The following is a 26,312-nucleotide window of genomic DNA, read 5'->3' as shown; positions in this document are numbered from 1 at the left end:
TTGGCGTCGAGCGTTGGGGGTTGGCCTCAGGGCTGGCCGTGGGCGTCGGCCTCGCGAGCCTCGACCTCAGTGCTGACCTCAGGCGTCACACCTATCCACGTTTTGCAGGGAAAGTGCGAGAAGACCTCTGCAAAACGCAGATACCTGTTACAGCTGAGACTCATTCGCCGCAGCACTCGCTGAGACTCATTCGTGCGGCACTCGCCGAGACTCATTCGCCGCGGCACTCGCCTGGCTGTCCTCGACCGCCTCGACCTCAGAGCTGACCTCATACGTCACACCTATCCACGTTTTACAGCGAAAGTGCGAGAAGACCTCTGCAAAACGCAGATAACTCTTACAGCTGAGACTCATTCGTGCGGCACTCGACGCCGAGACTCATTCGCCGCGGCACTCGCCTGGCTGTCCTCGACCGCCTCGGCCTCAGAGCTGACCTCATACGTCACACCTATCCACGTTTTACAGGGAAAGTGCGAGAAGGCCTCTGCAAAACGCAGATAGCTGTTACGGCTGAGACTCGGTGCGCTCGGGAGACGCGGCAGGCTCGGCAGGCTCGGCAGGCTCGGGAGACGCGGCAGGCTCGGCGGGCTCCTCGGGAGACTCGAGGGCCACGGCAGACTCGGCAGGCTCGCGAGACTCGACAGGCCAGTGCGCACGCCATTCGTCGGCGCCGATGGCACTCACCGCGGCGTTCTCGAGCTCTTCGGCAACCTCGTCGCCGCGGCGCGCCGCCGCAACCGCGGCCTCGGCAGCACGCACGTCGGCCATGAACTCCAATATTGCTGTGCGCAACAGAGTTTCGGCGTCGACGTCGGCGGCCACCGGCACCGTCGTCAGCGCTGACGGGATCAGATCTGCCGGCACGCCGGCGGTCTCGGCGCGGGAGAGCACCTTCTGCGCCAGCGACAGCGCGGGTTGACCGGTGGGAATGTCGTCCATGCAGGACGCGCGCGACTTCTTCTCCAGTGCCTTGCGCTGTTCCCATTGCGCCAGTTGATCTTCCAGCGTCACGGTCTCGCCGGCCAGCACCGCGGGCACGCGGTTGCCGAGCTTGCGTACCAACGCGTCGGCGACGTCGTCGATGTCGAATGCGTTCTCGGGTGCTTCCTGGGCGATGCGGGCATGGAACAGCACCTGCAGCAGAACGTCGCCGAGTTCGTCACGCAGCTCGCCGAGGTCGCCGCCGTGGACAGCGTCGAACAGCTCGTAGGTTTCCTCGAGCAGATAGCGCCGCAGCGAGTCATGCGTCTGCTGACTCTCCCACGGCCCCGCGGTGCGCAGCTTGTCCATCATCGCGACCGCGTCGACCAGCCGTTCGCCGGGCTGCGCGACGGGGGCGGCGATGACGCGCTCCCCCGCGGCGATGCGCGCGGTGACCGCGGGGTGATCGGCGTCCGCCGACAGCAACACGTCAGCGGCATCCCCGACATGAACGGGGCGCGCCGACGGCAGCGACCACGGCACCTTGATCGGCATCTCCTCGGTGTACTGCACGTCGCCGGCGAGCAGCTCGATGGCCTCGATCGGAATCAGCGACGGGCGACGCGGGTCCACCAGGACAACCGTCATGCGCCACCTCCGAACTTGGTTATATCAACTTCGCCGTCGCCAGTCCCGCCGATCGCGAGCAACAGCCCGGCGACGAACGCGACGAGCTCGAGGTCACGGATGCGTGGCGCACCGACACCGCTGCCCGCGCGCGGAATCGGCACCTGCACCGTCGAGGTGGTGGCGCGGTAGTTGCTGCTCGCGTAGAGCCGCTTCAGACGCAGCTGCGCCGAATCAGGCAGCGTCAGAGGCGAAATGCGCACTGTCGACGCCGATGGGGCGCCGATCTCGGTGACGCCGTGCGCGCGGGCCAGCAACCGCAGTCGAGCCACGGCAACCAACCGCTGCGCCGGTTCGGGCAGCGGGCCGTAGCGGTCGACGAGTTCCTCGACCACCGAGTCGACGGCGTCGTCGTCGGGGGCGGCGGCCAGGCGGCGGTACGCCTCCAGCCGCAGCCGGTCGCTGCCGATGTAGTCCGGCGGCAGATGCGCGTCGACCGGCAGGTCGATGCGGACGTCCTTCGGTTCCTCGGCGGTGGCAACGGTTTTGCCGTCCGCGGCGGCCCGATACGCCTCGACGGCCTCGCCCACCAGCCGCACGTACAGGTCGAATCCGACGCCGGCGACGTGGCCGGACTGCTCGGCGCCCAAAACGTTTCCCGCACCGCGGATCTCGAGGTCCTTCATCGCCACCGCCATGCCCGCGCCGAGCTCGTTGTTCTGCGCGATGGTGGCCAAGCGGTCATAGGCCGTCTCGGTCAGCGGCACCTCGGGTGGATACAGGAAGTAGGCGTAGCCGCGCTCCCGCGACCGCCCGACGCGACCACGCAGCTGATGCAGCTGCGACAGACCGAACGTGTCGGCCCGCTCCACGATCAGCGTGTTGGCGTTGGAGATGTCCAGGCCGGTCTCCACGATCGTGGTGCAGACCAGGATGTCGTACTCGCGGTTCCAGAAGCCCTCGACGGTCTTCTCGAGCTGCTCCTCGGGCATCTGCCCGTGCGCGACCACCACCCGCGCCTCGGGCACCAGCTGGCGCACCTTGGCGGCGGCCGAGTCGATGGTGCGCACCCGGTTGTGAATGTAGAACGCCTGCCCGTCGCGCAGCATCTCGCGGCGCAGCGCGGCGGCGACCTGCTTGTCGTCGTGCGGGCCGACGTAGGTCAGCACCGGATAGCGCTCCTCGGGCGGAGTCAGGATCGTCGACATCTCGCGGATGCCGGCCAGGCTCATCTCCAGGGTGCGCGGGATCGGGGTCGCGCTCATGGTCAGCACGTCGACGTGGGTGCGCATCGACTTGATGTGCTCCTTGTGTTCGACGCCGAACCGTTGCTCCTCGTCGACGATCACCAGACCGAGGTCCTTCCACGTCACCCCGGTCTGCAGCAGCCGATGCGTGCCGATCACGATGTCCACGCTGCCGTCGCGCATGCCTTCGAGCGTGGCCCGCGAGTCGGCCGGATCGGTGAAGCGCGACAAGCCTTTCACCGTGACCGGGAACCCGGTCATCCGCGTGGTGAAGGTCTGCAGATGCTGTTCGGCCAGCAGCGTCGTGGGCACCAGCACCGCCACCTGCTTGCCGTCCTGCACGGCTTTGAACGCCGCGCGCACCGCGATCTCGGTCTTGCCGTAGCCGACGTCGCCGCAGATGACCCGGTCCATCGGGACCGGCTTCTCCATGTCGGACTTGACCTCTTCGATGGCGGTGAGCTGGTCCATCGTCTCGGTAAAGCCGAACGCGTCCTCCATCTCGCGCTGCCACGGACTGTCCGGCGCGAACGCGTGCCCCGCCGACGCCTGCCGCTTGGCGTACAACGCGACCAGTTCGGCGGCGATTTCGCGCACCGCGCGGCGGGCCTTGGTCTTGGTGTTGGCCCAGTCGCTGCCGCCGAGCCGGCTCAGCGTGGGCGCTTCCCCGCCGACGTAGCGGGACAACTGATCCAGCGAATCCATCGGCACGTACAGCTTGTCGGTGCCGCCGCCCCGCTTCGCCGAGGCGTACTCGAGCACCAGGTACTCGCGGCGTGCACCACCGACGACCCGCTCGGTCATCTCGACGAACTTGCCGATGCCGTGCTGGTCGTGCACCACCAGATCGCCGGCCGTCAACGCCAACGGGTCGACGACATTGCGGCGCTTGGCCGCCAGCTTCTTGCCTTCGGTGGCCGCGGCGCGGTTGCCGGTCAGATCGGTCTCGGTGATGACCACGAGGTTCGCGCCGGGCAACACCACGCCGTCGTGCAGCGGACCTTGCAGGACACCGACCACACCTTCCGACGGTGCCGCGCCGGGCTCCAGAAGCGTTGCGGCGATGTCGGATTCGCCGAGCTGCTCGACGACGCGCTTGGCGGTTCCGGTGCCCGGCGTGACGATCGCGCCGAAACCGCCGGTCGCCACGTGGGCGCGCAGCATCGCGAAGATCTCGTCGAGGTTGTGCTGCTGGCCTCGCGCCGACGGCGCCGGCCGCACGTCGAGGCTGACCGACTCGCCCGACCCGGTGTCGAGCTGGCTCAACGTCCACCACGGATGCCCACCCGCGCGGGCCGCGTCGCGCGCCTCGCCGAACCCGACGAAGCCCGACGCGCCCATGGCCTCCAGGTCGATCGGTGCGTCACCGCCGACCGCCGCCACCGACCAGGACGCCTCGAGGAACTCCTGGCCCGTCTTGATCAGATCCGCGGCGCGGGACCGCACCTTCTCCGGGTCGCAGATCAGCACCGGGGCACCGTCGGGCAGGTGGCCCGGCAGGGTGACCAGATCGGTCGGACGCAGCAGCGGCAGCAGCGCCTCCATACCGTCGACCGGGATGCCTTCGGCGAGCTTGGCCAGCATGTCGGGCACGCTGCCCGGCACGCTGTTCTCCCGCACGGGGTGCTCGAGCGCCAACACCGCGGCCCGCTCGCGCACATCAGAGGTCAGCAGCACCTCCCGGCACGGCACCGCGACCACGCTGGTGATGTCGATCTCGGGGATCGACCGTTGGTCGGCCACCGAGAACATCCGCATCTCGGAGATCTCGTCGCCCCAGAACTCCACGCGCACCGGGTGTTCCGCGGTCGGCGGGAAAACGTCGAGAATGCCGCCGCGGACCGCGAATTCGCCGCGCTTGCCCACCATGTCGACACGGGTGTAGGCCAACTCCACGAGGCGTTCGATGACCGAGTCGAAGTCCAGCTCGGCGCCGACGCTCAACGTGACCGGCTCGATGTCGGCGATGTCGGGGGCCATCGGCTGCAGCAGGGAGCGCGCCGTGGTGACCACGATGCGCAGCGGCGGCCCGAGCCGCTCGTCGTCGGGATGGGTGAGGCGGCGCAGCAGCATCATGCGGGCGCCGACAGTGTCCACGCCCGGCGAGAGCCGTTCGTGCGGCAGCGTCTCCCAGGACGGGAACATCGCGACGGTGTCCCCGAACACGCCGCGCAGCTCGGCGGTCAGGTCGTCGGCCTCGCGGCCCGTCGCGGTGACGACGAGCAGCGGGCCGGTGTCGATCGCCGAGACCAGCGCGCACGCGGCGAAGACCCGCGCGCTGGCCGGGCCGACGAGGTTGAGATCTACGGGCCGTTCGGCGGCACGACGGGCGACCTCCTGCAGGGAGGGGTCGCGCAGTGCCAGCTCGACGAGGCCCGCGATCGGGGTGTGGACATGGAGGGTCCCCGATGCGGTCATGATTCATCCATCGTAGGCATCCGGCGCGCCCCGTGCCGCCGCGGCATCAGGTCGCCCGTCGGTGCTAGCGTCACGAACGCCAGAATCGGTCCGCGGGGGTGTCATTGGTCACGATCTCGACCGTCGAAGCCTCGGATCCGCCGGCGCTGACCGCCTCCGCCGAACAGCTGCGGGCCAAGGCCACCGCCCTCACCGACGAGATCGCGCGGCAGCGGCACGCGCTGGCGACGATGCGTGACGCGTGGCAGGGCGCGGCCGCGGACGCCGCGACCGCCCGAGCCGAAGCCGACCTGGATCGCCAACAGCTGACCGTCACGCGGCTCAACACGATGGCGACCGCGCTGGCGTCGGCCGGCGCGAACCTCGGGGCACTGCGCACCGAGATCCTCGCGATGGCGAATCAGGCCGCGATGCTCGGTGCCGTCGTCGACGACGACGGCACGGTGACCCCCACCGCCGGCAGCATGTTGATGACGCCCGCGCTGGCCGGCGCCTACACCACGGCCCTCAAGGCGATGCTGACCCAGTTCGCCCGGATCGACGCCGCGACCGCCGAGACGCTGCGCCAGGCCGGCGACCCGGCCGCTCCGCCGCCGGCCGCCCCACCACCGAACATCGAGACGCTGAAGCCGCCCGAGGACGCCACCGACACCGAGGTCAACCAATGGTGGGACCGGCTGACCGACGAGCAGCGCGAGCGCCTGGTCACCGAGCGTCCGGAATGGATCGGCAACCTCGACGGCGTGCCCGCCTCCTACCGCGACCGCGCCAACCGCAACCGCCTCGACGACCTGGCGGCGCGCCCGAACCTGACCGCCGACCAGCGCGCCACCCTCGATGCCATCGACCAGGCCGTCAACCACCCCGACGGCACGCCCCGCACCGACCGGCAGCTCCTCGTCGTCGACCTGGACCACGGCGCGCCGCGCGTCGCCGTCGCGATCGGCGACGTCGAGAAGGCCGACAACGTCAGCGTTTTCGTGCCCGGCACCGGAGGCGTGCCCTACGACAAAGTCAACTCGGGCAACGACCTGCCCACCTACGTGCAGCAGGCCGCCGACCTCAAACGCCGTACCGACGAGGTGCTGTCGCGGGCCAAGCCCGGCGAGACGTCGGCCACGATCGCCTGGCTGGGCTACGACCCGCCGGACAACTTCGCCGAAGCCGGGCTGGCCCGCTACGCCGACGCCGCGGCCCCCGACCTGGCGTCGTTCGTCAACGGGCTGGACAGCTCCCGCGACAAAGACCCGAACCTCACCGTCATCGGCCACTCCTACGGATCGGTCGTCGCCAGCGAGGCCCTCCAGCGCGGCACCGCCGCCGACAACGTGATCTTCACCGGCTCCCCAGGTTTGGAGACCAACCCGCTTCAGCTGTACTCCGACCCCACACCGGAGAAGCTCAACCTCACCGAGGGGCACGTGTTCGTCCAGCACGCCGACAACGACGCCGTCGCCAACCTGGGCCGCTTCGGCACCACCATCGTGTCGGACCTGCCCGGCTTCACCGACCTGTCGACCAACGCCGAGAACACGCCGTTCGGTCCCACCAAAGCGGCGAGCGGGCACAGCGAGTACTTCAACGCCGACACGACCGCCCTCTACAACCAGGCCGTCGTCGTCGCCGGAGTAGCCTCCGATGCCAACTGGATCCGGGAGGAGAAATGACGTGGCGGCCGATACCCGCGCTGTGCGCGGCGCTGGTGCTCACCCTCGGCGGATGCGGCATGGCTGATTCGCCCGCACCGTCGGCATCGGGCGAACCGGGTACGTCCGCCGAACTCGACGAACTGCTGCAGCGCCCCGACGCCGAGACCGTGCTGGCCGACCAGGACCGCATGCTGGCCGAGATCGCGGCCGCGTTGACCCGCATCATCCCGGGCTCCCGATGGGAACCGACCAACGCACGCTCGGATGTCGCGTGCGCCGAGTTCGCCTCCACCCGCGGGCTGAAGTACTACAGCCCGCTCTACACGTCGCCGACCCCGGTGCCCCCGGAGCTGTGGATCGCGTCCTCCGACGCGGTCATCGAGATCGCCCGCCGCCACGGCTACACCGGTGAGGTGACGCGCAGCCCCGCGCCCGGCCCGGGACAGGTCTCCAACCTCGACGTGCACGACGCGGTGGGCGGCTACGTCACGTTCGGCTCCCAGAAGGCGGCCAGCTTCGGGGCCACCACCGGCTGCTACCTGACCGCGGCCGACAAGCAGGCCGCGCACTGACTCACTCCTCGTGCAGCACCGGGTCGGACTCCAGGTGCGTCAGGCCGTTCCAACACAGGTTGACCAGATGCGCGGCCACCACTTCCTTCTTCGGTTCCCGCACGTCCAGCCACCACTGCGCGGCCATCGACACCGAGCCGACCAGCGCCTGCGCGTACAGCGGCGCCAGATCCGGGTCCAGACCGCGTCGCGAGAAGTCGCCGGCCAGGATCGACGCCACCTGGCTGACCGCGTCGTTGAGCAGCGTCGAATACGTGCCCGAGGTGATGCTGGCCGGCGAATCGCGGATCAGGATGCGAAACCCGTCGGTGCGCTCCTCGACATAGGTCAGCAGCGCCAGCGCCACCCGCTCGACCCGCACCCGCGACCGGTTGTTGGTCAGCGACGACGTGATGCCCTCCAGCAGCGCCGACATCTCGCGGTCGACCACCACGGCGTACAGGCCTTCCTTGCCGCCGAAGTGCTCGTAGACCACCGGCTTGCTGACGTTGGCGCGTAACGCGATCTCCTCGATCGAGGTGCCGTCGAAGCCGCGCTCGGCGAACAGCGACTTGGCGATCTCGACCAGTTGCTGCCGCCGCTCGGTGCCGGTCATCCGGGCCCGCGGGGCGCGCAACTCCTTCTCCGACCCAGCCACGGGTTTCAGCGTAGATGGTGAACTGCGCCGCGACGGGTAGCCTCTAGCAGCGTGATCACGCTGGATCGGCTGATCAACGTCCTCGGCGGATACGGCGCCCGCCTGCGCGTCACATCGGTCGTCAGATCCACCGAGCTGCGCAGCGTCGTGCTGCCCGAGGTCGTCGACGGCCGCACGGTGTCCGGCGACGTGTTGCTGGCGGTGGGCGCGACATCGGTCGACGAGGCGCTGGACTGGGCGCGCGCCGCGCGCGCGGCCGTCGTCATCGTCCGCCAGTCGGGCACCGCGATGCCGCCCGAACCCACCGAGATCGCCGTCGTGGCGATCGATTCGGCGATGCCCTGGAGCGATTTCGCCGCGATCGTCTACGGGTTGGTGATGGAGGGTCGCGAGACGGAGTCCGGACGCGGCCCGACCGACCTGTTCGCGCTGGCCGACAGCCTCGCCGGCGCGGTCGGCGGGCCCGTCGTGATCGAGGATCGGCTCTCGCAGGTGCTGGCGTACTCACGCGGCCAGGAATCCACCGACCCGGCGCGGGTGGCGACCATCCTGCAACGGCAGGCCCCGGCCTACCTGCGGACGGTGTTCGAAGAGCACGGAGCGTTCACCCACCTGGCCACCTCCGACGAGCCGATGTTCATCCCCGGCGCCGAGGCCGTCGGGCTGACCGGGCGCATGGTGGTCGCGGCGCGCGCCGGTCGCGAGCTGCTCGGTTCGGTGTGGGTGGCCTGTTCGGCTCCGCTGGCCGGACCGGCGCAGACCGCGCTGACCGAGGGCGCCCACACCGTCGCTCTGCATCTGTTGCGGTCGCGGGCCAGCGCCGACCTGGAACGCCAGGTGGAATCCGAGCTGGTGATCCGCCTGCTGGAGAGCCCGGCCGACGCGGCGACGGTCGCCAGCCGGCTCGGGTTGCCGCCCGGGGATCTGCGGGTGATCGCGCTGCGCGCCCAGCACGGCGGGCAGGGGCACGCCGCGCTGCTGCAGGTCTTCGAACGCGCGACGGCCGGGTTCGGCTGGTCGCGTCCGTCGCGCAGCGCGCTGGCCGGCACCACCGTGTACACGCTGCTGGCCGCACCGGAAGCCGACGTCGCGCGGGACTGGGTCGGCCGGCTGATCGCCACCCTGCCCGAGCAGTTCGTCGTCCAGGCCGGGATCAGCGCCCCGGCCTCGGCCACCGAGATGGCTGCCGCACGTACCGAGGCCGACGAATGCCTGGCCCTGCAGGAGAGCACCGACCCGGACGTCTTCCCCGCCTACGACGAGTCCTGGGACGACCTGCTCCTGCAGCGGCTGCGTACGGCCGCGCAGTCCGGGCGGACCCAGTTCCGCGGCGCGGTCGCCGAACTGCGCGACCACGACCGCGCGCACGGCACCGCTTACGTCAGCACGCTGCGCACGTGGCTGCAGGAACACGGCGACCCGGGGCGGACCGCCGCCCGACTGGGCGTGCACGAGAACACCATCCGGTACCGGATGCGGCGTATGGCCGAGATCGCCGACCTCGACCTCGACGATTCGCACAAGCGGTTCGCGATGATGATCGCACTCGCCGTCCTCGACTAGACGTTTGTCGCTGCACCACATCATCTGCACGTCGGCTTGTCGGATCACAACAACCTCACGCGTATCACGCGCACGGACGATGGACTCATCGGTGTAGCCAAACGACGGGAGGGAAACGATGCCGACCACATCAGGCATGAACGACGCCCCTCGGTCGGTCATCGTCGTAGGCGCCGGCATCGTCGGTCTGTCCACCGCCTGGTTCCTGCAGGAACGCGGTGTCGAAGTGACCGTCGTGGACCGCGAAGGCATCGCCGCAGGCGCCTCGTGGGGCAATGCCGGCTGGATCTCGCCGGCACTGACCGCACCGCTGAACTCCCCGGCCGTCCTGCGTGAAGGCCTGCGGTCACTGGCCGACCCGGCCGCGGCCCTGCACATTCCGCTGCGCCCCGACGCGACGCTGATCCGGTTCCTGACGCGGTTCGCCGCGAACTGCCGCACCTCGACGTGGCAGGAGGCCGTGTCGGCCAACGCCGTCCTCAACGACGAGGCCATCGAGACCTACGACGTGCTCGTGGCCAACGGCGTCGACGCACCGGTCACCGACACCTCCATCGCGGTGGCGTTCCGCAACCCGCAGAAGGCGTCGGCATTCCTGACCGAGCTGAACCACATGGGCACCGCCAACCATGAGGTGCACGCCGAGATGCTCACCGGCGCCGCCATGCACGAGCAGGTCCCGCTGGCGTCGTCGGACGTCTCGACCGTGGTCAGCGTGTCCGGGCAGCGGTTCGTCGACCCGGGCCGGTTCACCCACGCGCTGGGACAGGCCGTCGCCGACCGCGACGGACACATCGTCACCGACGAAGTGGTCGGCTTCTCCGGCGGCGCTGGGGTGCAGGTGCTGCTACGCAGCGGCGAATCGGTGCACGCCGACGCCGTCGTGCTCGCCGCCGGCGCCTGGCTGCCTTCGCTGACCGGCCATCGCGTGCGGGTCCGCCTGCAGGCCGGTCGCGGTTACTCGTTCACCGTGCCGGTCGACCGGGCCCTTCCGGGCCCCATCTACCTGCCCGAAGCCCGCGTCGCCTGCACGCCCTACCGCGGCGGTCTGCGCGTCGCCGGAACCATGGAGTTCCGCGGCCCGTCCGAACCGCTGGTGCCGCGCCGCATCGAGGCGATCGTCGCGTCGGCAGCTCCGCTGCTCGACGGCGTGCGATGGGACCAGCGGCACGACCTGTGGGTCGGACCGCGACCGGTCACCGACGACGGCAAACCACTGATCGGCGAGCTGGAACCCGGCGTCTACACCGCAGGCGGCCACGGCATGTGGGGTCTGGCGCACGGCCCGGCCACCGGCCGGCTGTTGGCCGAGCAGATCACCACCGGCAAACAACCCGAGGCACTACGGCCGTTCGACCCGCTACGGCGTCGGCCACGGACGTCGGAACCACCCACCGGCGGCTGACCACTTCACTCCCTCGTTCTCGAGGGTTTCCCCGGTCGTCAGGGGCGGAGCTTTCCTTCTTCGGCCCGCCCCTGACGGCAACCACTCTCACCGGAAGGAAATACTCCCGTGTACGACAACGACCGCATCTGGATGACACCGCAGACCCGCCAGAGCCTGGAAACCGAGCTCGCCGAACTGTTGGCCCTCCCCAACCCGGCCGACGCCGAAGAAGGCGAACGCACCGACCAGGTCGTCGACGCATGGCTGGCGCGCAAGGAACGCATCCGCGAAATCCACGAGCTGCTGAGCAAGGCCGACGGGTCCACCCTCCCGCCGGACGACGGCGTCGTCGAACCCGGCATGGTGGTCACCGTGCGCTACGACGACGCCGGCGACACCGAATCCTTCCTGCTCGGCACCCGGGGCACCTCCGACACCGAACTGGACGTCTACACGGTGAACTCCCCGCTGGGCAGCGCGCTGCTGGGCGCCAAGCCCGGTGAGCAGCGCAGCTACCAGCTGCCCAACGGCACCATCCAGCAGGTGACGGTGTTGACGGCCAAGCCGTTCGGCGCTCACGAGCTCGACAGCGCTGCCGCCGGCTGATCGCCACGTCGGCTAAAGTGCACGCTTGACGAGACGTCCGATCCGTCTCCGATCCGTCGTGGTGTAATCGGCAGCACCTCTGATTTTGGTTCAGATAGTTCAGGTTCGAGTCCTGGCGACGGAGCATCATCGCGAGCGTGCGCTGAAGGACACCCTGCAGCGGTGTGTTCAGGTGCAGACACGCGCACTCGCGGGGGAAGGACGACGAAGTATGCGGCAGGCCGCGGTTCTCATTCTGGCCGCAGGTGCGGGCACCCGGATGAAGTCGGACACCCCCAAGGTGCTGCACGCGCTGGGCGGACGCACCATGCTCGCCCACGCGCTGCACGCAGTCGCCGGAGTCGCGCCGCACCACGTCGTCGTGGTGGTCGGCAAAGACCGCGAACGCGTCGCGCCGGCAGCATCGGCGATCGGGCAGCAACTGGGCCGCGACATCGAAATCGCCGTCCAGGAACAGCAACTCGGCACCGGACACGCCGCCGAACGCGGCCTGTCGGCGCTGCCGCAGGACTTCACCGGCACCGTCGTCGTCACCGCCGGTGACGTCCCGCTGCTCGACACCGACACGCTTGCCGGCCTGATCGCCACCCACGACGCCGCCGACGCCGCGGCCACCGTGCTGACCACGACCGCGTCCGATCCGACCGGCTACGGACGCATCCTGCGCAACACCGACGGCGAGGTCACCGGCATCGTCGAACAAACCGACGCCACCCCCGAGCAGCAGGCCATCACCGAGGTCAACACCGGGGTGTACGCGTTCGACGCGGCGACGCTGCGCTCGGCGCTGAGCCGGCTGCGCACCGACAACGCGCAAGGCGAGCTGTACCTGACCGACGTGGTGGCCATCGCCCGCGCCGACGGGCACGTCGTCCGCGCCGAGCATGTCGCCGACCCCGCGCTGGTGGCCGGCGTCAACGACCGCGTCCAGCTGGCCGAACTCGGCGCCGAACTCAACCGCCGCATCGTGGCACGGCATCAACGCGCCGGCGTCACCGTCATCGACCCGGCCACCACGTGGATCGACGTCGACGTGACCATCGGCCGCGACACCACGGTGCGCCCGGGCACCCAACTGCTCGGACAGACCGTCGTCGGCGAGCGCTGCGAGATCGGCCCGGACAGCACCCTGACCGACGTCACCGTCGGCGACGGCGCCTCGGTGGTGCGCACCCACGGCAACGCCTCGACGATCGGTGCCGACGCCGTCGTCGGCCCGTTCACCTACCTGCGACCCGGCACCGTGCTGGGCGGCGCCGGCAAGCTCGGTGCGTTCGTCGAAACCAAGAACGCCTCCATCGGCACCGGCACCAAGGTGCCGCACCTGACCTACGTCGGCGACGCCGACATCGGCGAACACAGCAACATCGGCGCGTCCAGCGTCTTCGTCAACTACGACGGAGAAACCAAGAACCGCACCACAATCGGCTCCCACGTCCGCACCGGCTCGGACACCATGTTCGTCGCGCCCGTCACCGTCGGCGACGGCGCCTACACCGGCGCCGGCACGGTGGTCCGCAGGGACGTGCCGCCCGGCGCGCTGGCGGTGTCGGATGCCCATCAACGCAACATCGAAGGTTGGGTGGCCCGCAAACGTCCCGGCAGCGCCGCGGCCACCGCCGCCGCAGCAGCCGAAAATCGGGCAGAAACTGCCGGAAATCCCACCGAAACTACCGGCGAGTAGCGTTTCGCCGCCCTTTGTTGGCATTCTGGTAACCCGCCAGCGCAGGCGCGTCAGCGCTACGTACGATGGCCCCGTATCCACCGCCGACGCCGAAGGCAGCCCGTGAGCCACGACTGGACCGACAACCGCAAGAACCTGATGCTCTTCTCGGGCCGGGCGCACCCCGAACTGGCCGACCAGGTCGCCAAAGAGCTCGACGTCCCGGTCACCGCGCAGACTGCCCGCAACTTCGCCAACGGCGAGATCTTCGTCCGGTTCGAAGAGTCCGTCCGCGGCTGCGACGCCTTCGTACTGCAGAGCCACCCGGCGCCGCTGAACGAGTGGATCATGGAGCAACTGCTCATGATCGACGCGCTCAAACGCGGCAGCGCCAAACGCATCACCGCGATCCTGCCGTTCTACCCCTATGCGCGGCAGGACAAGAAGCACCGCGGCCGCGAACCCATCTCCGCGCGACTGATCGCCGACCTGCTCAAGACCGCCGGTGCCGACCGAATCGTCACCGTCGACCTGCACACCGACCAGATCCAGGGCTTCTTCGACGGCCCCGTCGACCACATGCGGGCCCAGAAACTGCTCACCGGCTACATCGCCGAGAACTACACCGACCGCGACATGGTGGTCGTCTCCCCCGACTCCGGACGCGTGCGGGTCGCCGAGAAGTGGGCCGACTCCCTGGGCGGCGTGCCGCTGGCCTTCATCCACAAGACGCGTGATCCGTTGGTGCCCAACCAGGTGGTGTCCAACCGGGTCGTCGGCGACGTCCGCGGCAAGACCTGCGTGCTGACCGACGACATGATCGATACCGGCGGCACCATTGCCGGCGCGGTGCGGTTGCTCAAGGAGGACGGCGCCGGCGACGTGATCATCGCCGCGACGCACGGCCTGCTGTCCGACCCCGCCCGCGAGCGGCTCGCCTCCTCCGGTGCCTGCGAAGTGATCGTCACCAACACCCTGCCGATCAGCGAAGAGAAGCGGTTCCCGCAGCTGACGATCCTGTCGATCGCGCCGCTGCTGGCCAACACCATCCGCGCCGTCTTCGACAACGGTTCTGTGACAAGCCTTTTCGATGGGTCAGCCTGACATGAGCGACGCCCGCATCTACCACAACCCCAAGTGCTCGACGTCACGCAAAACGCTGGACCTGTTGCGCGACAGCGGCATCGAGCCCGAGATCGTGCTGTACCTCAAGACGCCGCCCACACGCGCCGAACTGGAGGAGATGATCCGCGAGGCCGGCATCGACGTGCGCACCGCGGTCCGCAAACGCGAAGCGCTGTACACCGAACTCGGGTTGGCCGACGCATCGGACGACGAACTGCTCGATGCGATGGCCGAACACCCCATCCTCATCGAGCGTCCGTTCGTGGTGACCGGAAAGGGCACCCGCCTGGCGCGTCCCCTCGACAACGTCCGCGAGATTCTGTGAGAGTTCGCCGCCGGCCGATACCGACGGTCGTGGCGATGCTGGCGTTGACGGCGTGTGCGCCCGAAGCGCCGGACTACCAGACGATCTGGTCGACGACGACCACCACCACCTCGGCAGCCGCCGCAGGTCCCGAGGGCGAGCAGGAAGAGCGCCTGTCGATCGCGGCGTGGCTGGAACGCCAGGGCGTGGCCGGTCAGCAGGTCGCCCCCGACAAGCTCACCGACCTGACCGTCACGATGCCGACACCGCCGGGGTGGCACCCCTACCAGAATCCCAACCTCAGCCCGGGCACCCGGGTGATCGCCAAGGGCGCGACATATCCCACCGCGATGCTGATGGTCTTCGAGCTCACCGGCGACTTCGATGTGGCCGAGGCGCTGAACCACGCCGACGTCGACGCGCAGACCTCGGAGAACTTCCGGCAGCTCAACGCCTCCCGCGCCGACTTCAAGGGTTTCCCGTCGTCGATGATCGAAGGCAGCTACGACCTCAACGGCGCCCGGATGCACAGCTACAACCGCATCGTGCTGCCCACCGGCGCGCCGCCCCAGCGGCAGCGGTATCTGGTGCAGTTCACCGTCACCGGGTTCGCCGACAAGGCCGCCGAGGAATCATCCGACATCGAGGCCATCATCAACGGGTTCACCGTCGAGGTACCCAAGACGCCACGTCCCTGACACCCGTCCGCACTAGGGTGTGGCCATGACCGCCTGGACCGCAGCCGATCTTCCCTCCTTCGCCGGCCGAACCGTCGTCGTCACCGGCGCCAACAGTGGGCTGGGCCTGGTCACGGCCCGCGAACTGGCCCGCGCCGGCGCCACCACCATCCTGGCGGTGCGCAACCTGGACAAGGGGCGGGAGGCCGCCGCGACGATGACCGGCGACGTGCAGGTCCGCAAGCTCGACCTGCAGGACCTGGCGTCGGTGCAGGAATTCGCCGACGGCACCGACCACCTCGACGTGCTGGTCAACAACGCCGGCATCATGGCGGTGCCCTACGCGCGCACCGTGGACGGCTTCGAAAGCCAGATCGGCACCAACCACCTGGGCCACTTCGCGCTGACCAACCTGCTGCTGCCCAAGATCACCGAGCGCGTGGTGACGGTGTCGTCGCTGATGCACCTGTTCGGCTACGTCAGCCTGACCGACCTGAATTGGAAGTCCCGCCCCTACCTGGCCTGGCCGGCCTATGCACAGTCGAAGCTGGCCAACCTGCTGTTCACCAGCGAGCTGCACCGCAAGTTGACCGCCGCGGGCTCAGCGGTCCGGGCGGTGGCCGCCCACCCCGGCTATTCGGCCACCAACCTGCAGGGGCAGAGCGGCAACCGCTTCGGCACTCGCGTCGCCGCGATGGGCAACCGCGTGATGGCCACGGACGCGGACTTCGGCGCACGGCAGACGCTGTACGCGGTCGCCGCCGACGTGCCCGGCGACAGCTTCGTCGGACCGCGGTTCATGACGACGGGCACGACGGGCTCGCGCTGGCGCAGCCCACTGGCGCGTGATCGCGCCAAAGCCGCAGGTCTGTGGTCGCTGTCCGAGGACCTCACCGGTGTGCGATTTCCGCTCTGAGGGCCCACTGCGCTAATCTGGCGGACGCGTCACGGCGAGGGTGGCCCCCTGCGAGCCACCGTTATCGACGGGAACCAGTACTTCATCTGTGAGCGACCCTGGCCGTGCCCGAGTATTCGACCTTCGGCACAGGAGCAGCACCATGGCACAGACCCCCACCAACAATCTGACCGCGACGGTCCGCAACGCCACCGGTAAGGGTGCGTCGCGTCGCGCCCGCCGCGAGGGCCGCGTCCCCGCGGTCCTCTACGGCCACGGCACCGAGCCGCAGCACCTCGAGCTCAACGCCCGCGACTTCGCGGCCGTGCTGCGCCACGCCGGTACCAACGCGGTGCTGACCCTCGACATCGACGGCACCGAACAGCTCGCGCTGACCAAGGCCCTCGACATCCACCCGATCCGCCGCTCCATCCAGCACGCCGACCTGCTGGTCGTGAAGCGCGGCGAGAAGGTCGTCGTCGAGGTCAACGTGGTCTTCGAAGGCGAGGCCGTCCCCGGCACTCTGGTCACCCAGGAAGTCAACACCGTCGAGATCGAGGCCGAGGCCCTGTCGATCCCCGAGCAGCTGACCGTCTCGGTCGAAGGCGTCGAGGAAGGCACCCAGTTCCTGGCCGGCCAGCTCGAGCTGCCGTCCGGCGTGACCCTGGTGACCGATCCGGAGACGCTCGTGGTCAACGTCGTCGCGGCCCCGACGGCCGAGGAGCTCGAGTCCGAGGGCGGCGGCGCGACTCTCGAGGAGCAGTCGGCCGAAGCCGCCGAGGCCGGCGTTTCCGACAGCGACAACGCCGAGTAGGACGACACGTTCATGGCCGAGCCCGTATTGGTGGTCGGCCTGGGCAACCCCGGTCCGCAGTACGCCACCACCCGGCACAACCTCGGCTTCCTGGTCGCCGACATCCTCGCCGATCGCATCGGCACCGGATTCAAGGTGCACAAGAAGTCGGGGGCCGAGGTGGTCACCGGGCGCCTCGGCGGGAAGTCGGTGGTGCTGGCCAAGCCGCGCACGTACATGAACGAGTCGGGCCGCCATGTCGGCCCACTCGCGAAGTTCTACTCCGTGGCTCCGGCCGACGTGATCGTGCTCCACGACGAGCTCGACATCGACTTCGGCCGGATCCGGTTGAAGTTCGGTGGCGGCGTCGCCGGGCACAACGGTCTGCGGTCAGTCGGATCGGCCCTGGGCACCAACGACTTTCAGCGGGTACGCATCGGTATCGGCCGCCCGCCCGGTCGCCAGTCCGGGGCGTCTTTCGTGCTGGAGAACTTCAACTCGCGGGAGCGGCCCGAGGTCGGCACCATCTGTGAGCAGGCCGCCGACGCCACCGAACTCCTGATCGCCCAAGGGCTGGAAACCGCGCAGAACACCGTGCACGCCTGGGGCTGAGTTTCAGTCCGACGTGCGCCGCCGATAGGCGTACAGCGCGAACGGCGCGAACACCGCTGTCAGCGCCAGCGACCACAGCACGGTCGACAGCACCGGGTGGTGCAGCGGCAGCTGGGCTCCCGCGGGTGCCGGTCCCCCGTTGCCCCACAGTTCGCGCATGGCCTGGGCCAGCGACGAGACGGGGTTCCATTCGGCGATGACGCGCAGCCAGTGCGGCATCGGTTCGGTGGGGACAAAAGTGTTGGCCAGGAACGTGATCGGGAACAGCACGGTGAACATGACACCGTTGACCGCCTCGACCGTGCGCATCAGCGAGCCCACCAGGATGCCGAACCAGATCATCCCGAAGCCGAACAACAACAGCAGCGCGAACGCCAGAACAGCCTCGGCCACGCTGTTGCGAATACGCCAGCCGATCGCCAACCCGGTCACCGACATCACCACCACTCCCAACGACGAGTGGATCAGGCTGGCGATGCTGCGCCCGATCAGCACCGCCGAGCGGGAGATCGGCAGCGACCGGAACCGGTCGATGATGCCCTTCTCCACATCGGCGGTGATCCCCGAGGCGACGACGAACGCGGAGAACACGATGGTCTGCGCCAGGATTCCGGCCAGCAGGTATTCCCGGTAGGACGACCCGCCGGTGTTGATGGACGCCCCGAAGACGAAGGCGAACAACAGCACGAACATGATGGGCTGTGCCGTGACGTCGCTGAGCATCTCCGGCATGCGCTTGGTGTGGATCATGTTGCGCTTGACCATGATCCACGACTGCTGGGCGATGTTGGTCGGGTGCGTCGGCACCGGGTCGGGTCGCACGGCGGCGCGCGCCTTGGAATCGAGTGCGGTCATGCGCCGGCCTCCTCGTGGTCGTCGGTGCGGTGCCCGGTCAGGGACAGGAAGACGTCGTCGAGGCTGGGCCGCGACAACCCGATGTCGTCGACGGCGATGCCGGCGTCGCGCAGCCGGCCCGCAACCGTGATCATGTCGTCGAGTCCGTCGGCGGACGCGGTGAGCCGGCGCGCACCGATGTCGACGAAGACCTCGGCACCGTTGCGGCCCAACAGTTCCCGAGCGCGGTCGAGGTCGGCGCCCGCCGAGACGGTGACCACCAGGCTCGCGCTGCCGGCCTGCTGTTTGAGTTCCAGCGGTGAGCCCTGCGCGATGATCCGGCCCTTGTCGATCACGACGATGTTGTCGGCCAACTGGTCGGCCTCCTCGAGGTACTGCGTGGTCAGCAGCAGCGTGGTGCCGTGGCCCACCAGCTCGCGCAACACCTCCCACAGTTCGGTGCGGCTGCGCGGATCGAGGCCGGTGGTCGGTTCGTCGAGGAACAGCACGGGTGGTGACGCCAGCAGGCTGACCGCCAGATCCAGACGGCGCCGCATGCCGCCGGAGTACGACTTGACCACCCGGTCGCCGGCGTCGGTGAGCGAAAACTGTTCCAGTAGTTGATCACCGAGTCTGTCCAGGTGCTTTCTGCGAATCCCGTAGAGGCCACCGATCATCCGGATGTTCTCCCGACCGGTGAGCACCTCGTCGACGCTGGCCACCTGGCCGGTCAGCCCCATGTGGCGGCGCACCTGGTCGGGCTCGGTGCGGACGTCATAACCTGCGACGCGGGCCGTTCCGCTGGTCGGTTCGGTCAGCGTGGTCATCATCCGCACGGTGGTGGTCTTGCCCGCGCCGTTGGGACCGAGCAGTCCCAGCACGGTGCCCGGCGGGACGGCGAAGCTGACCCGATCGACCACGGTCGCGTCGCCGAACCGCTTCACCAGATCGACCGCTTCGATCGCGGGTGCTGAGTGCATGGCCTCGACGTTATCCGGTCACGGCGACAGAACCGTGAGACGTCGCCACAGGCTAATGGCGCCGAAAGGTCCGTCCGACCTGACCGTCCTGAACCTCGGGTAATCGCAGGCAATTGCCGGTGCACGAACTTGCTCGGGAAAATTTCGGAAATTTGCCAGCAATGCCACTGCCGCGTCCCTACTATCCGAGCAAGCCCCGATTTACGCGGGCGTCAATCTTTTCCGTGTGTCGTCACGGAACGAGCGAGGGGGACGATCGTCGATGACTGCTGCACCGGAAAGCCCGAGCGAACCCGAGCTCCACGACGCCGCGCCGGCACAGCCAGGTACGGCCCGACGGCGGTCAGAGGACTTCCCCGTACGGCGGTGGCTCAAGCTCGGTGCGGCTTCCGCGGGTCTCGGCGCGGCCCTCGTGGGTTTTTCCCTGATGGGGCCACAGGTCGGTGTGGCCGCAGCGGACGAAGCCGGCTCCACGTCGAGTTCCTCGGACTCCGCACGCGCGAAAAGCGACCGCCCGTCCCGGGATTCGGACGCCACGAACAGGCGGTCCCGTTCGTCGACGGGTTCCGATACGCGCGACCGGCGGACCGCGGCCCGCAGTGCCGCGGTCACCACCCCTGTCGACGAGAGCTCGGCCATCGAGGCCGAGGACGCCGACGACGACGCCCTGCCGCTGCGCTCTGACCGCACGGACGACCCGGAGCCGGAGGGCGTCTCCACCGCAGTGAGCGAGCCGGCAGTCACCCCCAAGCGCGCCGCCGCTCCTGTGGTGACGACGACCGAATTCTGGTTGTCGGACGAAACCATCGAGGCAGCACAAGAAGTCGCCGCCAAGAACCTCGCTCCGGTCAATCCCCTGGCCACTCCGGGGCTCTTCTCGTTCTTGTTCGGCAACGGCACGGCCGCCCGACCCAACGGCGGCATCCTGTTCGGCGACGGCTACTCGTGGACGGCCGACACCTGTCCTGTGACCACGTCCTGCAGAGGCGGCAACGGCGGGATCTTCGGCTCCGGCGGGGACGGTTTCAACGGCGGAAACGGCGGAAACGCCGGGCTTTTCGGTGCCGGAGGTAACGGCGGCAACGGCGTCGCCGGCCTCAACGGAGGAGCCGGCGGAGCGGGCGGACGAGGCGGCCTGGTCTACGGCGACGGCGGCATCGGCGGTGACGGCGCGACCACCGTCGAGGGCTCGGTGGGCGGTCGCGGCGGCTCGGCGGGACTGCTCGGTCATGGTGGCGCAGGCGGCGACGGCGGCTCCTCCACCGGCCAGTTCCACGGTGGGACCGGCGGTCGAGGCGGCAACGGCGGCATGCTCTGGGGTGACGGCGGCACCGGCGGCCGCGGTGGCAGCGCCATCCTCAACGGGGAAACCGGCGGCATCGGCGGCCGCGGAGGCGACACCGGCCTGATCTCGCTGGCCGGCACCGCGGGCGCGGGCGGTACGGGCGGCGCGGCCAGCTTCGGCGGCCGGGGCGGAGACGGCGGCAACGCCGGGTTCCTGGCGGTGGTCGCCACGGGCGGTGTCGGCGGGGACGGCGGCAACAGCCCGCGGCACGGCAGCAGCGGCAACCACGGCGGAGACGGCGGCAACGGCGGACGCGCCGGGTTGTTCATCGGCAACGGAGGCGACGGCGGTGCCGGTGGCGCCGGCGGTGGCGACGGCGGTCACGGAGGGAACGTCGGGTTCTTGTCCCTGTTCGGTGCGGGCGGCGACGGCGGTGACGGCGGTCGCGGCCAGGACGGTGTACCGGGAACCAATGGCTCCGTTGAGATTCCCGACGGCGGTGACGGCGCCGTGGGCAGTGCCGGCGGCAGCGGCGGCAACGGGGGCAACGGCAGCCGCATCTTCGGTGCCGGCGGCGACGGGGGCGCAGGCGGTGCGGGCGGCACAGGCGGTAAGGGCGGTACCGGCCTCAGTCCGTGGCAGGTCGAAACCGGTCCCGGCGCCGACGGCGGACACGGCGGGAACGGCGGCAGCGGCGGACCTGGCGGATCCCTCGGAGGCCTCGCCGGCAGCGGCCGACTCCTCTTCTTCATTCGCGCCGACGGCACCGCAGGCGACAGCGGGATCGGCGGTGCGGGCGGCGCAGGCGGCGCAGGTGGCGACGGCGGCGAGTCGAACGACGGCAGCGACGGCGGAGATGCCGGCAACGGGGGCAACGGCGGCAACGGCGCCGTCGGGGGTGCGGGTTCAGCCGGCGGCGCGGGTGGTGAGGGCGGCAACGGCGGCCGAGGCGGAGACGCAGACGAAGACCACACGGGCGGCGATGCGGGCGCCGGCGGCGACGGCGGAAACGGCGGCTCGGGCGGCCCCGGCGAAGACGGCGAACAAGGTGGCGACGGCGGCAACGGCGGTGCGGGCGGCCAAGGCGGCAACGGCGGCAATGCGGGAACTGCCAGTGTCGGCGGAGCCGGTGGCGACGGCGGCAACGGCGGCGGTGGTGCTCCTGTCGACGGCGGCGGCGGACAGGGCGGTGAAGCGGGAGCCGGTGGGGTCGGCGGGACCGACAGCGCCGGCACACGCGCAGCCGACGGGAACGAGGGAAAGCCCGGTGAGGACGGTCCTGCTGCGACGAGCGCGTCGATGGCAGCGTCCTCGTGGAGCACTCCGGCACCGCGCTTCGACCTCGGGCGGATGCTGTCCTACATCTTCTTCAATCGGGCACCGAGCGCAGATGTCGAGATCTCCGGGCAGGACGAAACGACGAAGGAAATCGTCGTCGAGCTGAATGGCCGGGGCAACAACGGATTTGGTGTCACATACACGATCAAGGAGAAACCGCGATACGGCACCCTGGTGCCTGGTTCCACGCCGGGGACCTACACGTACGTCGCGAACGCAGCACTGATCCGTCCAGGGATCACCGACAGCTTCGTCATCACCATCGACAACGGAGCTGCGGCCCGAATGCCAGGTCTGGCAGGCCTTCTGCAGACCTTGCTGCACAATTTCGCTGTCCGGCTCGGCTTCGCCGAGGCCGACACCATCGATCAACAGATCGACGTCGCGGTTGTGGGTGACCAGCAGTACGGCGACGCAGAGGACGCCAAGGAGTATTGGGTGGCTCAGAGCTACTCCAACTGCGTGCTACAGGCGACTGCAGCGGCCATCGGCCAAGCCACCATGGGCACCCCGCCGACCGAGGCGTACATGGTCGACCTCGCCAAGACCACCGACAGCGTGGCGGACCCGGGCCGCAAGATGTATCTGCACGAGAAGATCGACGAAGGCGTCAGCGAGCGCGACGCGGTCGAGTTGATCCGACAGCACTTCGGTCTGGAGGCGACCTACAAGAAGTACGGAACCTACGACAAGTACGGCAACCAGATCACCGCGGCCACGCCGGAGGACGGCGAACGCGCACTGCTCGACATGCAGTTCGCCCTGGCCACCGGCCACGCGGTGATGGTCAGCTACCCGGTTTCCGTGATCTGGACTGCGGTCACCGATTTCACGCCCGGGCCGGGAGACAGCTACACCGTGGCCGACCACGCGGCCGTCGTCACCCAGGTCGATCTCAAGCGCAGACTCGTCTATGTCAACGACAGCTCGATGTCTGATGACGGCAAGCTGGTCGGGCAGGGTAAGGCGATCCCGCTGGGTGTGTTCATGGGCGGTTGGCAGGCCGACGATTACGAGCTGATCACCGTCTCGAGGAAGTCCCTCGGCTGAGGCGAGCACCGAGTCCCGGCGGGCCCGATCTCTTTGGGCTGCCGGGATTTTCGGCTGTCACCCCGTTTGCGCGAGCGCGCATGTCTGTTCCTGGACACGCCGCGATAGTTGGTCCTGTGCGCGCGCTCGCCGGCCACGAGTGCGCGTGAACTGCTGCACCCGCGCGGCGTGTCAACCAACAGACACGCGCGCTCGGCAAAACGAGGTGACTAGGTGACCAACGAGACCGACGTCGAACGACGCAGCTTGCCCGACGAGGTCTTCGGGATGCTGCCCGGCCCGAGCACCACGACATTGCGCGGCCGTACGTCGACCTCCGCGACGACCTCGTGGGCCACCTGGTGCTCGATGCGGCGCACCTCGACCGGATCCTGCCAGGCGTTCGACTCGACCGCGACGGCGAACGTCTCCCGCGAGTGGCCGGCGTCCAGCCGGACCGCGACGGCACAGCCGGGGCGCACGCCTTCGACGCGGCCGGCAGCGCGCTCGATGTCGGTGGGATAGATGTTGCGGCCGGCCATGATGATGACGTCCTTGACGCGACCGCACACGACGACGTGACCCTCTTCGGTCAGGTAGCCGAGGTCACCGGTGTCGTACCAGCCGTGCTCGTCCTGCGCCGGGATGAAGCCGCCCATCGTCATGTAGCCCGGGGACACGCATTCGCCGCGCAGTTCGATTACACCGACGCCGCGCGGCGGCATCACGTTGCCGTGGTCGTCGATGACGCGGGCTTCCAGATCCTTGAGCAGCGGACCAAGGGTGGCCAGCCGCTTGGTATGGCCCTTGGTCGCCGGCACGGCGCGGCGCAGCGCGGCCAGCAGATCGGCGTCGACCTCGTCGACCACCAGACCCGCGCCGCACGGCGAGAACGACACCGCCAGCGTCGTCTCGGCCATGCCGTACGCGGGCAGGATGGCCTCGGGCTGCAGCCCGAACGGCTTGCCCGCGTCGATCAGATCGTCGACGTCGGCCGGCTCGACGGGCTCGGCGCCCGACAGCGCGAAGCGCAGCGTGGACAGGTCGAACTCACCGGGCTTGGCCTGCCGGCGCAACCGCTTGGCGAACAGCGCGTACGCGAAGTTCGGGGCCGCGGTCATGGTGCCCTTGTACTTGTCGATCAGCCGCGCCCACAGCAGGGTGTCGCGGAGGAAGTCCACCGGGGTGACCTTGACCAGTTCGGCACCGAAGTACATCGGGATGGTCAGGAAGCCGACCATGCCCATGTCGTGGAAACACGGCAGCCAGCTGACCATCACGTCTTTGTCGACGTCGTATTCGGCGCCGATGAACATCGCCTCGGCGTTCGACCGGATGTTGCGGTGCGTGATCTGGACGGCCTTGGGAGACCCCGTCGAACCCGACGTCAGCTGCATCAGCGCGAGGTCGTCCTCGCCGACGTCGATGGGGTCGATCGGATCCGAGGCCAGCAGGTCGGCGACCGTGAGGACCTTGATGCCCTTCTCCTCGAGCACCGGGATCGCGACGGTGAAGGGCTCCGACACGATGACGGCCTTGGCCTCGATCATGCCGATGACGGTCAGCGTGTCCTCGGCCCACAGCGCGAGGTCGGTGCGTGGGGTCGGCTGGTGCAGCATCGTGAGGCTGGCGCCGCGCATCCACAGGCCCTGGGCGGTGGGGGCGATCTCCACCGGGAAACCGGCCAGGACACCGACGGCGTCGCCGAGGCCGACACCGGCCGCGGCCAACCCACCCGCGATGCAGCGAGCGCGCTCATGCACCTCGAGCCAGGTGTGGCGCACCGGCGTATGCGGTTCGCCGGTCACCATGCCACGCGAGCTGTTACGAGCGCTCTCGTACATCTTTTCGGTGAACCTGCTCACGACGACCTCCTCGCCGACATCTGCAGCGGTGCACATGCCCATTTGCCATGCTCCGCCTGCGCAGCCGCCTTTTCACGCAGGCGCGCACACGATTGGGGAGCGATTGTGTCTCGAATCGGTGATGTCCAGAAGGCCAGGTCATAGCCAGCGGCAGCCCGCCACCCGCCGCTTCCGGCGGGAGAGCTGACCGCGTCCACTGCTCGACCGCTAGCACTCACCGTCGCTCATCTTAAGCAACTCTTAAGTAGCTGCCAAACGCAAGCGATTATTGAGGCACGTGTCACACCCCTCAGGCGGGCGGCGACGTCCCCGGGACGACCCGCGCGCCGGGCACCGGACCGCTGGCGACCCGCACGGTGCGGCACACACCCATCCCCGCGAGCTCGGCGCCGACCCGCACCGCCGAGTCGGCCGACGAGCAGAGGAACGCGCACGTGGGCCCCGACCCGGACACCACACCGGCCAGTGCGCCGGCCTCGACGCCGGCGCGCAGGGTGCGTCGCAACGACGGGTCCAGGTTCAGCGCGGCCGGCTGCAGATCGTTGCCCAGCAGCGCGGCCAGCCGGACCGGATCACCGGAGGCCAGCGCCGACAGCACCGGTTCGGGCGATTCCAGTCGGGGCGGCAGCCTCGGCCCCTCCTCGGCGCGCAGCCGGTCGATCTCACCGAACACGGTGGCCGTGGAGAGCCCGCCCGCGGCGAACGCGAGCACCCAGTGGAAGGTGTCCCGGGCCAGCACCGTGGTCAGCTCCTCGCCGCGCCCGGTGCCCAGGGCGGTGCCGCCGTGCAGGGCGAAGGGGACGTCGCTGCCCAGCCGGGCGGCCAGGCTGTGCAGATCACGCCGCGGCACCCCGAGTTCCCAGAGTTCGTTCATCGCGACGAGGACCGCGGCGGCATCGGCGCTGCCGCCGGCCATACCGCCGGCGACCGGAATCGACTTCTCGATCTTGATGGCGACGTCCGGTGATCGGCCGACGTGTTCGGACATCAGCACGGCGGCCCGCCACGCGATGTTGTTCTCGTCGGTGGGCAGCGCGGCGGCGCCCTCCCCGGTGAACTCCAACGACAGCAGGTCCGCGGTGGTCACGGTGACCTCGTCGAACAGCGACACCGCATGGAAGACGGTGGCCAATTCGTGGTAGCCGTCGTCGCGCCGGTCCCCGACTTCCAGGTAGAGGTTCACCTTGCCGGGAACACGAACCGTCACCGACCCGGTGGTCACCCAATCGGTGGCGGTACTGCCCTCATCCACAGACACCGCACGACACTAACGCGACAACGTGCC

General features: G+C 69.3%; 20 protein-coding genes and 1 tRNA gene. 14 read left to right on the top strand and 7 right to left on the bottom strand.

Translation table 11 applies throughout. The features are described from left to right. Positions 1-504: 504 nt before the first annotated feature. Positions 505-1,569, bottom strand: coding sequence for a nucleoside triphosphate pyrophosphohydrolase (locus ACQI46_RS07895; RefSeq protein ID WP_427093416.1), 1,065 nt, complete (start codon positions 1,567-1,569; stop codon positions 505-507). After that, on the bottom strand, positions 1,566-5,213 hold the full coding sequence (gene mfd, locus ACQI46_RS07890) for a transcription-repair coupling factor (protein WP_427093415.1): 3,648 nt from the start codon (positions 5,211-5,213) through the stop codon (positions 1,566-1,568). Before mfd ends, ACQI46_RS07895 begins: the two co-directional genes overlap by 4 nt. 98 nt (positions 5,214-5,311) lie before the next feature. On the opposite strand from mfd, the gene ACQI46_RS07885 reads away from it, so the two are divergent. Together ACQI46_RS07885 and ACQI46_RS07880 are read left to right on the top strand one after the other, a co-directional pair. Continuing rightward, complete coding sequence (locus ACQI46_RS07885) at positions 5,312-6,880, top strand: alpha/beta hydrolase (RefSeq protein ID WP_427093414.1); 1,569 nt, start codon at positions 5,312-5,314, stop codon at positions 6,878-6,880. Further along, complete coding sequence (locus ACQI46_RS07880) at positions 6,877-7,434, top strand: LppA family lipoprotein (protein ID WP_427093413.1); 558 nt, start codon at positions 6,877-6,879, stop codon at positions 7,432-7,434. Before ACQI46_RS07885 ends, ACQI46_RS07880 begins: the two co-directional genes overlap by 4 nt. A gap of 1 nt (position 7,435) precedes the next feature. On the opposite strand, the gene ACQI46_RS07875 is transcribed toward ACQI46_RS07880, so the two are convergent. Next, positions 7,436-8,029, bottom strand: a complete 594-nt coding sequence (locus tag ACQI46_RS07875) for a TetR/AcrR family transcriptional regulator (RefSeq protein ID WP_427093588.1) — start codon at positions 8,027-8,029, stop codon at positions 7,436-7,438. Positions 8,030-8,122: 93 nt separating this feature from the next. Here ACQI46_RS07875 and ACQI46_RS07870 point away from each other — a divergent pair, with 93 nt between their 5' ends. From ACQI46_RS07870 to pth, 11 genes are all read left to right on the top strand, one after another. Beyond that, positions 8,123-9,634: a PucR family transcriptional regulator gene (locus ACQI46_RS07870; protein ID WP_427093412.1), complete on the top strand. Its 1,512-nt coding sequence runs from the start codon at positions 8,123-8,125 to the stop codon at positions 9,632-9,634. Between the two features lie 118 nt (positions 9,635-9,752). Further along, the gene (locus ACQI46_RS07865; protein ID WP_427093411.1) at positions 9,753-11,039 is read left to right on the top strand and encodes an NAD(P)/FAD-dependent oxidoreductase; all 1,287 of its coding nucleotides are present in this window, start codon (positions 9,753-9,755) and stop codon (positions 11,037-11,039) included. A gap of 108 nt (positions 11,040-11,147) precedes the next feature. Then, positions 11,148-11,627 carry a GreA/GreB family elongation factor gene (locus tag ACQI46_RS07860; protein WP_427093410.1) on the top strand — a complete coding sequence of 160 codons (480 nt, stop codon included), beginning with the start codon at positions 11,148-11,150 and terminating at the stop codon, positions 11,625-11,627. A gap of 52 nt (positions 11,628-11,679) precedes the next feature. Further along, a tRNA-Gln gene (locus ACQI46_RS07855) sits at positions 11,680-11,751 on the top strand. 87 nt (positions 11,752-11,838) lie between these two features. After that, positions 11,839-13,311, top strand: coding sequence for a bifunctional UDP-N-acetylglucosamine diphosphorylase/glucosamine-1-phosphate N-acetyltransferase GlmU (gene glmU / locus ACQI46_RS07850; protein ID WP_427093409.1), 1,473 nt, complete (start codon positions 11,839-11,841; stop codon positions 13,309-13,311). 102 nt (positions 13,312-13,413) lie between these two features. After that, positions 13,414-14,394 (top strand): ribose-phosphate diphosphokinase, encoded by a 981-nt coding sequence (locus ACQI46_RS07845; protein WP_427093408.1) that lies wholly within the window; start codon positions 13,414-13,416, stop codon positions 14,392-14,394. A 1-nt stretch (position 14,395) separates the two neighbouring features. Beyond that, a complete protein-coding gene (arsC, locus tag ACQI46_RS07840) occupies positions 14,396-14,740 on the top strand; it encodes an arsenate reductase (glutaredoxin) (protein WP_427093407.1) in 345 nt (114 codons plus the stop codon). 35 nt (positions 14,741-14,775) lie between these two features. Beyond that, the gene (locus ACQI46_RS07835; protein WP_427093587.1) at positions 14,776-15,417 is read left to right on the top strand and encodes an LpqN/LpqT family lipoprotein; all 642 of its coding nucleotides are present in this window, start codon (positions 14,776-14,778) and stop codon (positions 15,415-15,417) included. A gap of 25 nt (positions 15,418-15,442) precedes the next feature. Next, the gene (locus tag ACQI46_RS07830) at positions 15,443-16,312 is read left to right on the top strand and encodes an oxidoreductase (protein WP_427093406.1); all 870 of its coding nucleotides are present in this window, start codon (positions 15,443-15,445) and stop codon (positions 16,310-16,312) included. Positions 16,313-16,454: 142 nt separating this feature from the next. Further along, positions 16,455-17,105 carry a 50S ribosomal protein L25/general stress protein Ctc gene (locus ACQI46_RS07825; protein ID WP_427093405.1) on the top strand — a complete coding sequence of 217 codons (651 nt, stop codon included), beginning with the start codon at positions 16,455-16,457 and terminating at the stop codon, positions 17,103-17,105. Between the two features lie 12 nt (positions 17,106-17,117). Continuing rightward, on the top strand, positions 17,118-17,696 hold the full coding sequence (gene pth, locus ACQI46_RS07820; RefSeq protein WP_427093404.1) for an aminoacyl-tRNA hydrolase: 579 nt from the start codon (positions 17,118-17,120) through the stop codon (positions 17,694-17,696). Between the two features lie 3 nt (positions 17,697-17,699). On the opposite strand, the gene ACQI46_RS07815 is transcribed toward pth, so the two are convergent. Together ACQI46_RS07815 and ACQI46_RS07810 are read right to left on the bottom strand one after the other, a co-directional pair. Then, positions 17,700-18,551, bottom strand: coding sequence for an ABC transporter permease (locus ACQI46_RS07815; protein ID WP_427093403.1), 852 nt, complete (start codon positions 18,549-18,551; stop codon positions 17,700-17,702). Continuing rightward, positions 18,548-19,510, bottom strand: a complete 963-nt coding sequence (locus tag ACQI46_RS07810; protein ID WP_427093402.1) for an ATP-binding cassette domain-containing protein — start codon at positions 19,508-19,510, stop codon at positions 18,548-18,550. The genes ACQI46_RS07815 and ACQI46_RS07810 overlap by 4 nt, the downstream gene beginning before the upstream one ends. Before the next feature lie 262 nt (positions 19,511-19,772). On the opposite strand from ACQI46_RS07810, the gene ACQI46_RS07805 reads away from it, so the two are divergent. Beyond that, entirely contained in the window at positions 19,773-23,183 is a 3,411-nt protein-coding gene (locus tag ACQI46_RS07805; protein WP_427093401.1) for a hypothetical protein, read from the top strand. 209 nt (positions 23,184-23,392) lie between these two features. On the opposite strand, the gene ACQI46_RS07800 is transcribed toward ACQI46_RS07805, so the two are convergent. Both ACQI46_RS07800 and ACQI46_RS07795 read right to left on the bottom strand, forming a co-directional pair. Beyond that, entirely contained in the window at positions 23,393-25,027 is a 1,635-nt protein-coding gene (locus tag ACQI46_RS07800) for a fatty acyl-AMP ligase (RefSeq protein ID WP_427093400.1), read from the bottom strand. A 289-nt stretch (positions 25,028-25,316) separates the two neighbouring features. Beyond that, positions 25,317-26,285: a 4-(cytidine 5'-diphospho)-2-C-methyl-D-erythritol kinase gene (locus ACQI46_RS07795; RefSeq protein ID WP_427093399.1), complete on the bottom strand. Its 969-nt coding sequence runs from the start codon at positions 26,283-26,285 to the stop codon at positions 25,317-25,319. Between the last annotated feature and the right edge of the window lie 27 nt (positions 26,286-26,312).

It is taken from the genome of Mycobacterium sp. SMC-4, from assembly GCF_050205565.1.
Lineage (GTDB): Bacteria > Actinomycetota > Actinomycetes > Mycobacteriales > Mycobacteriaceae > Mycobacterium.
This window is presented reverse-complemented; position numbering and strand designations above follow the sequence as displayed.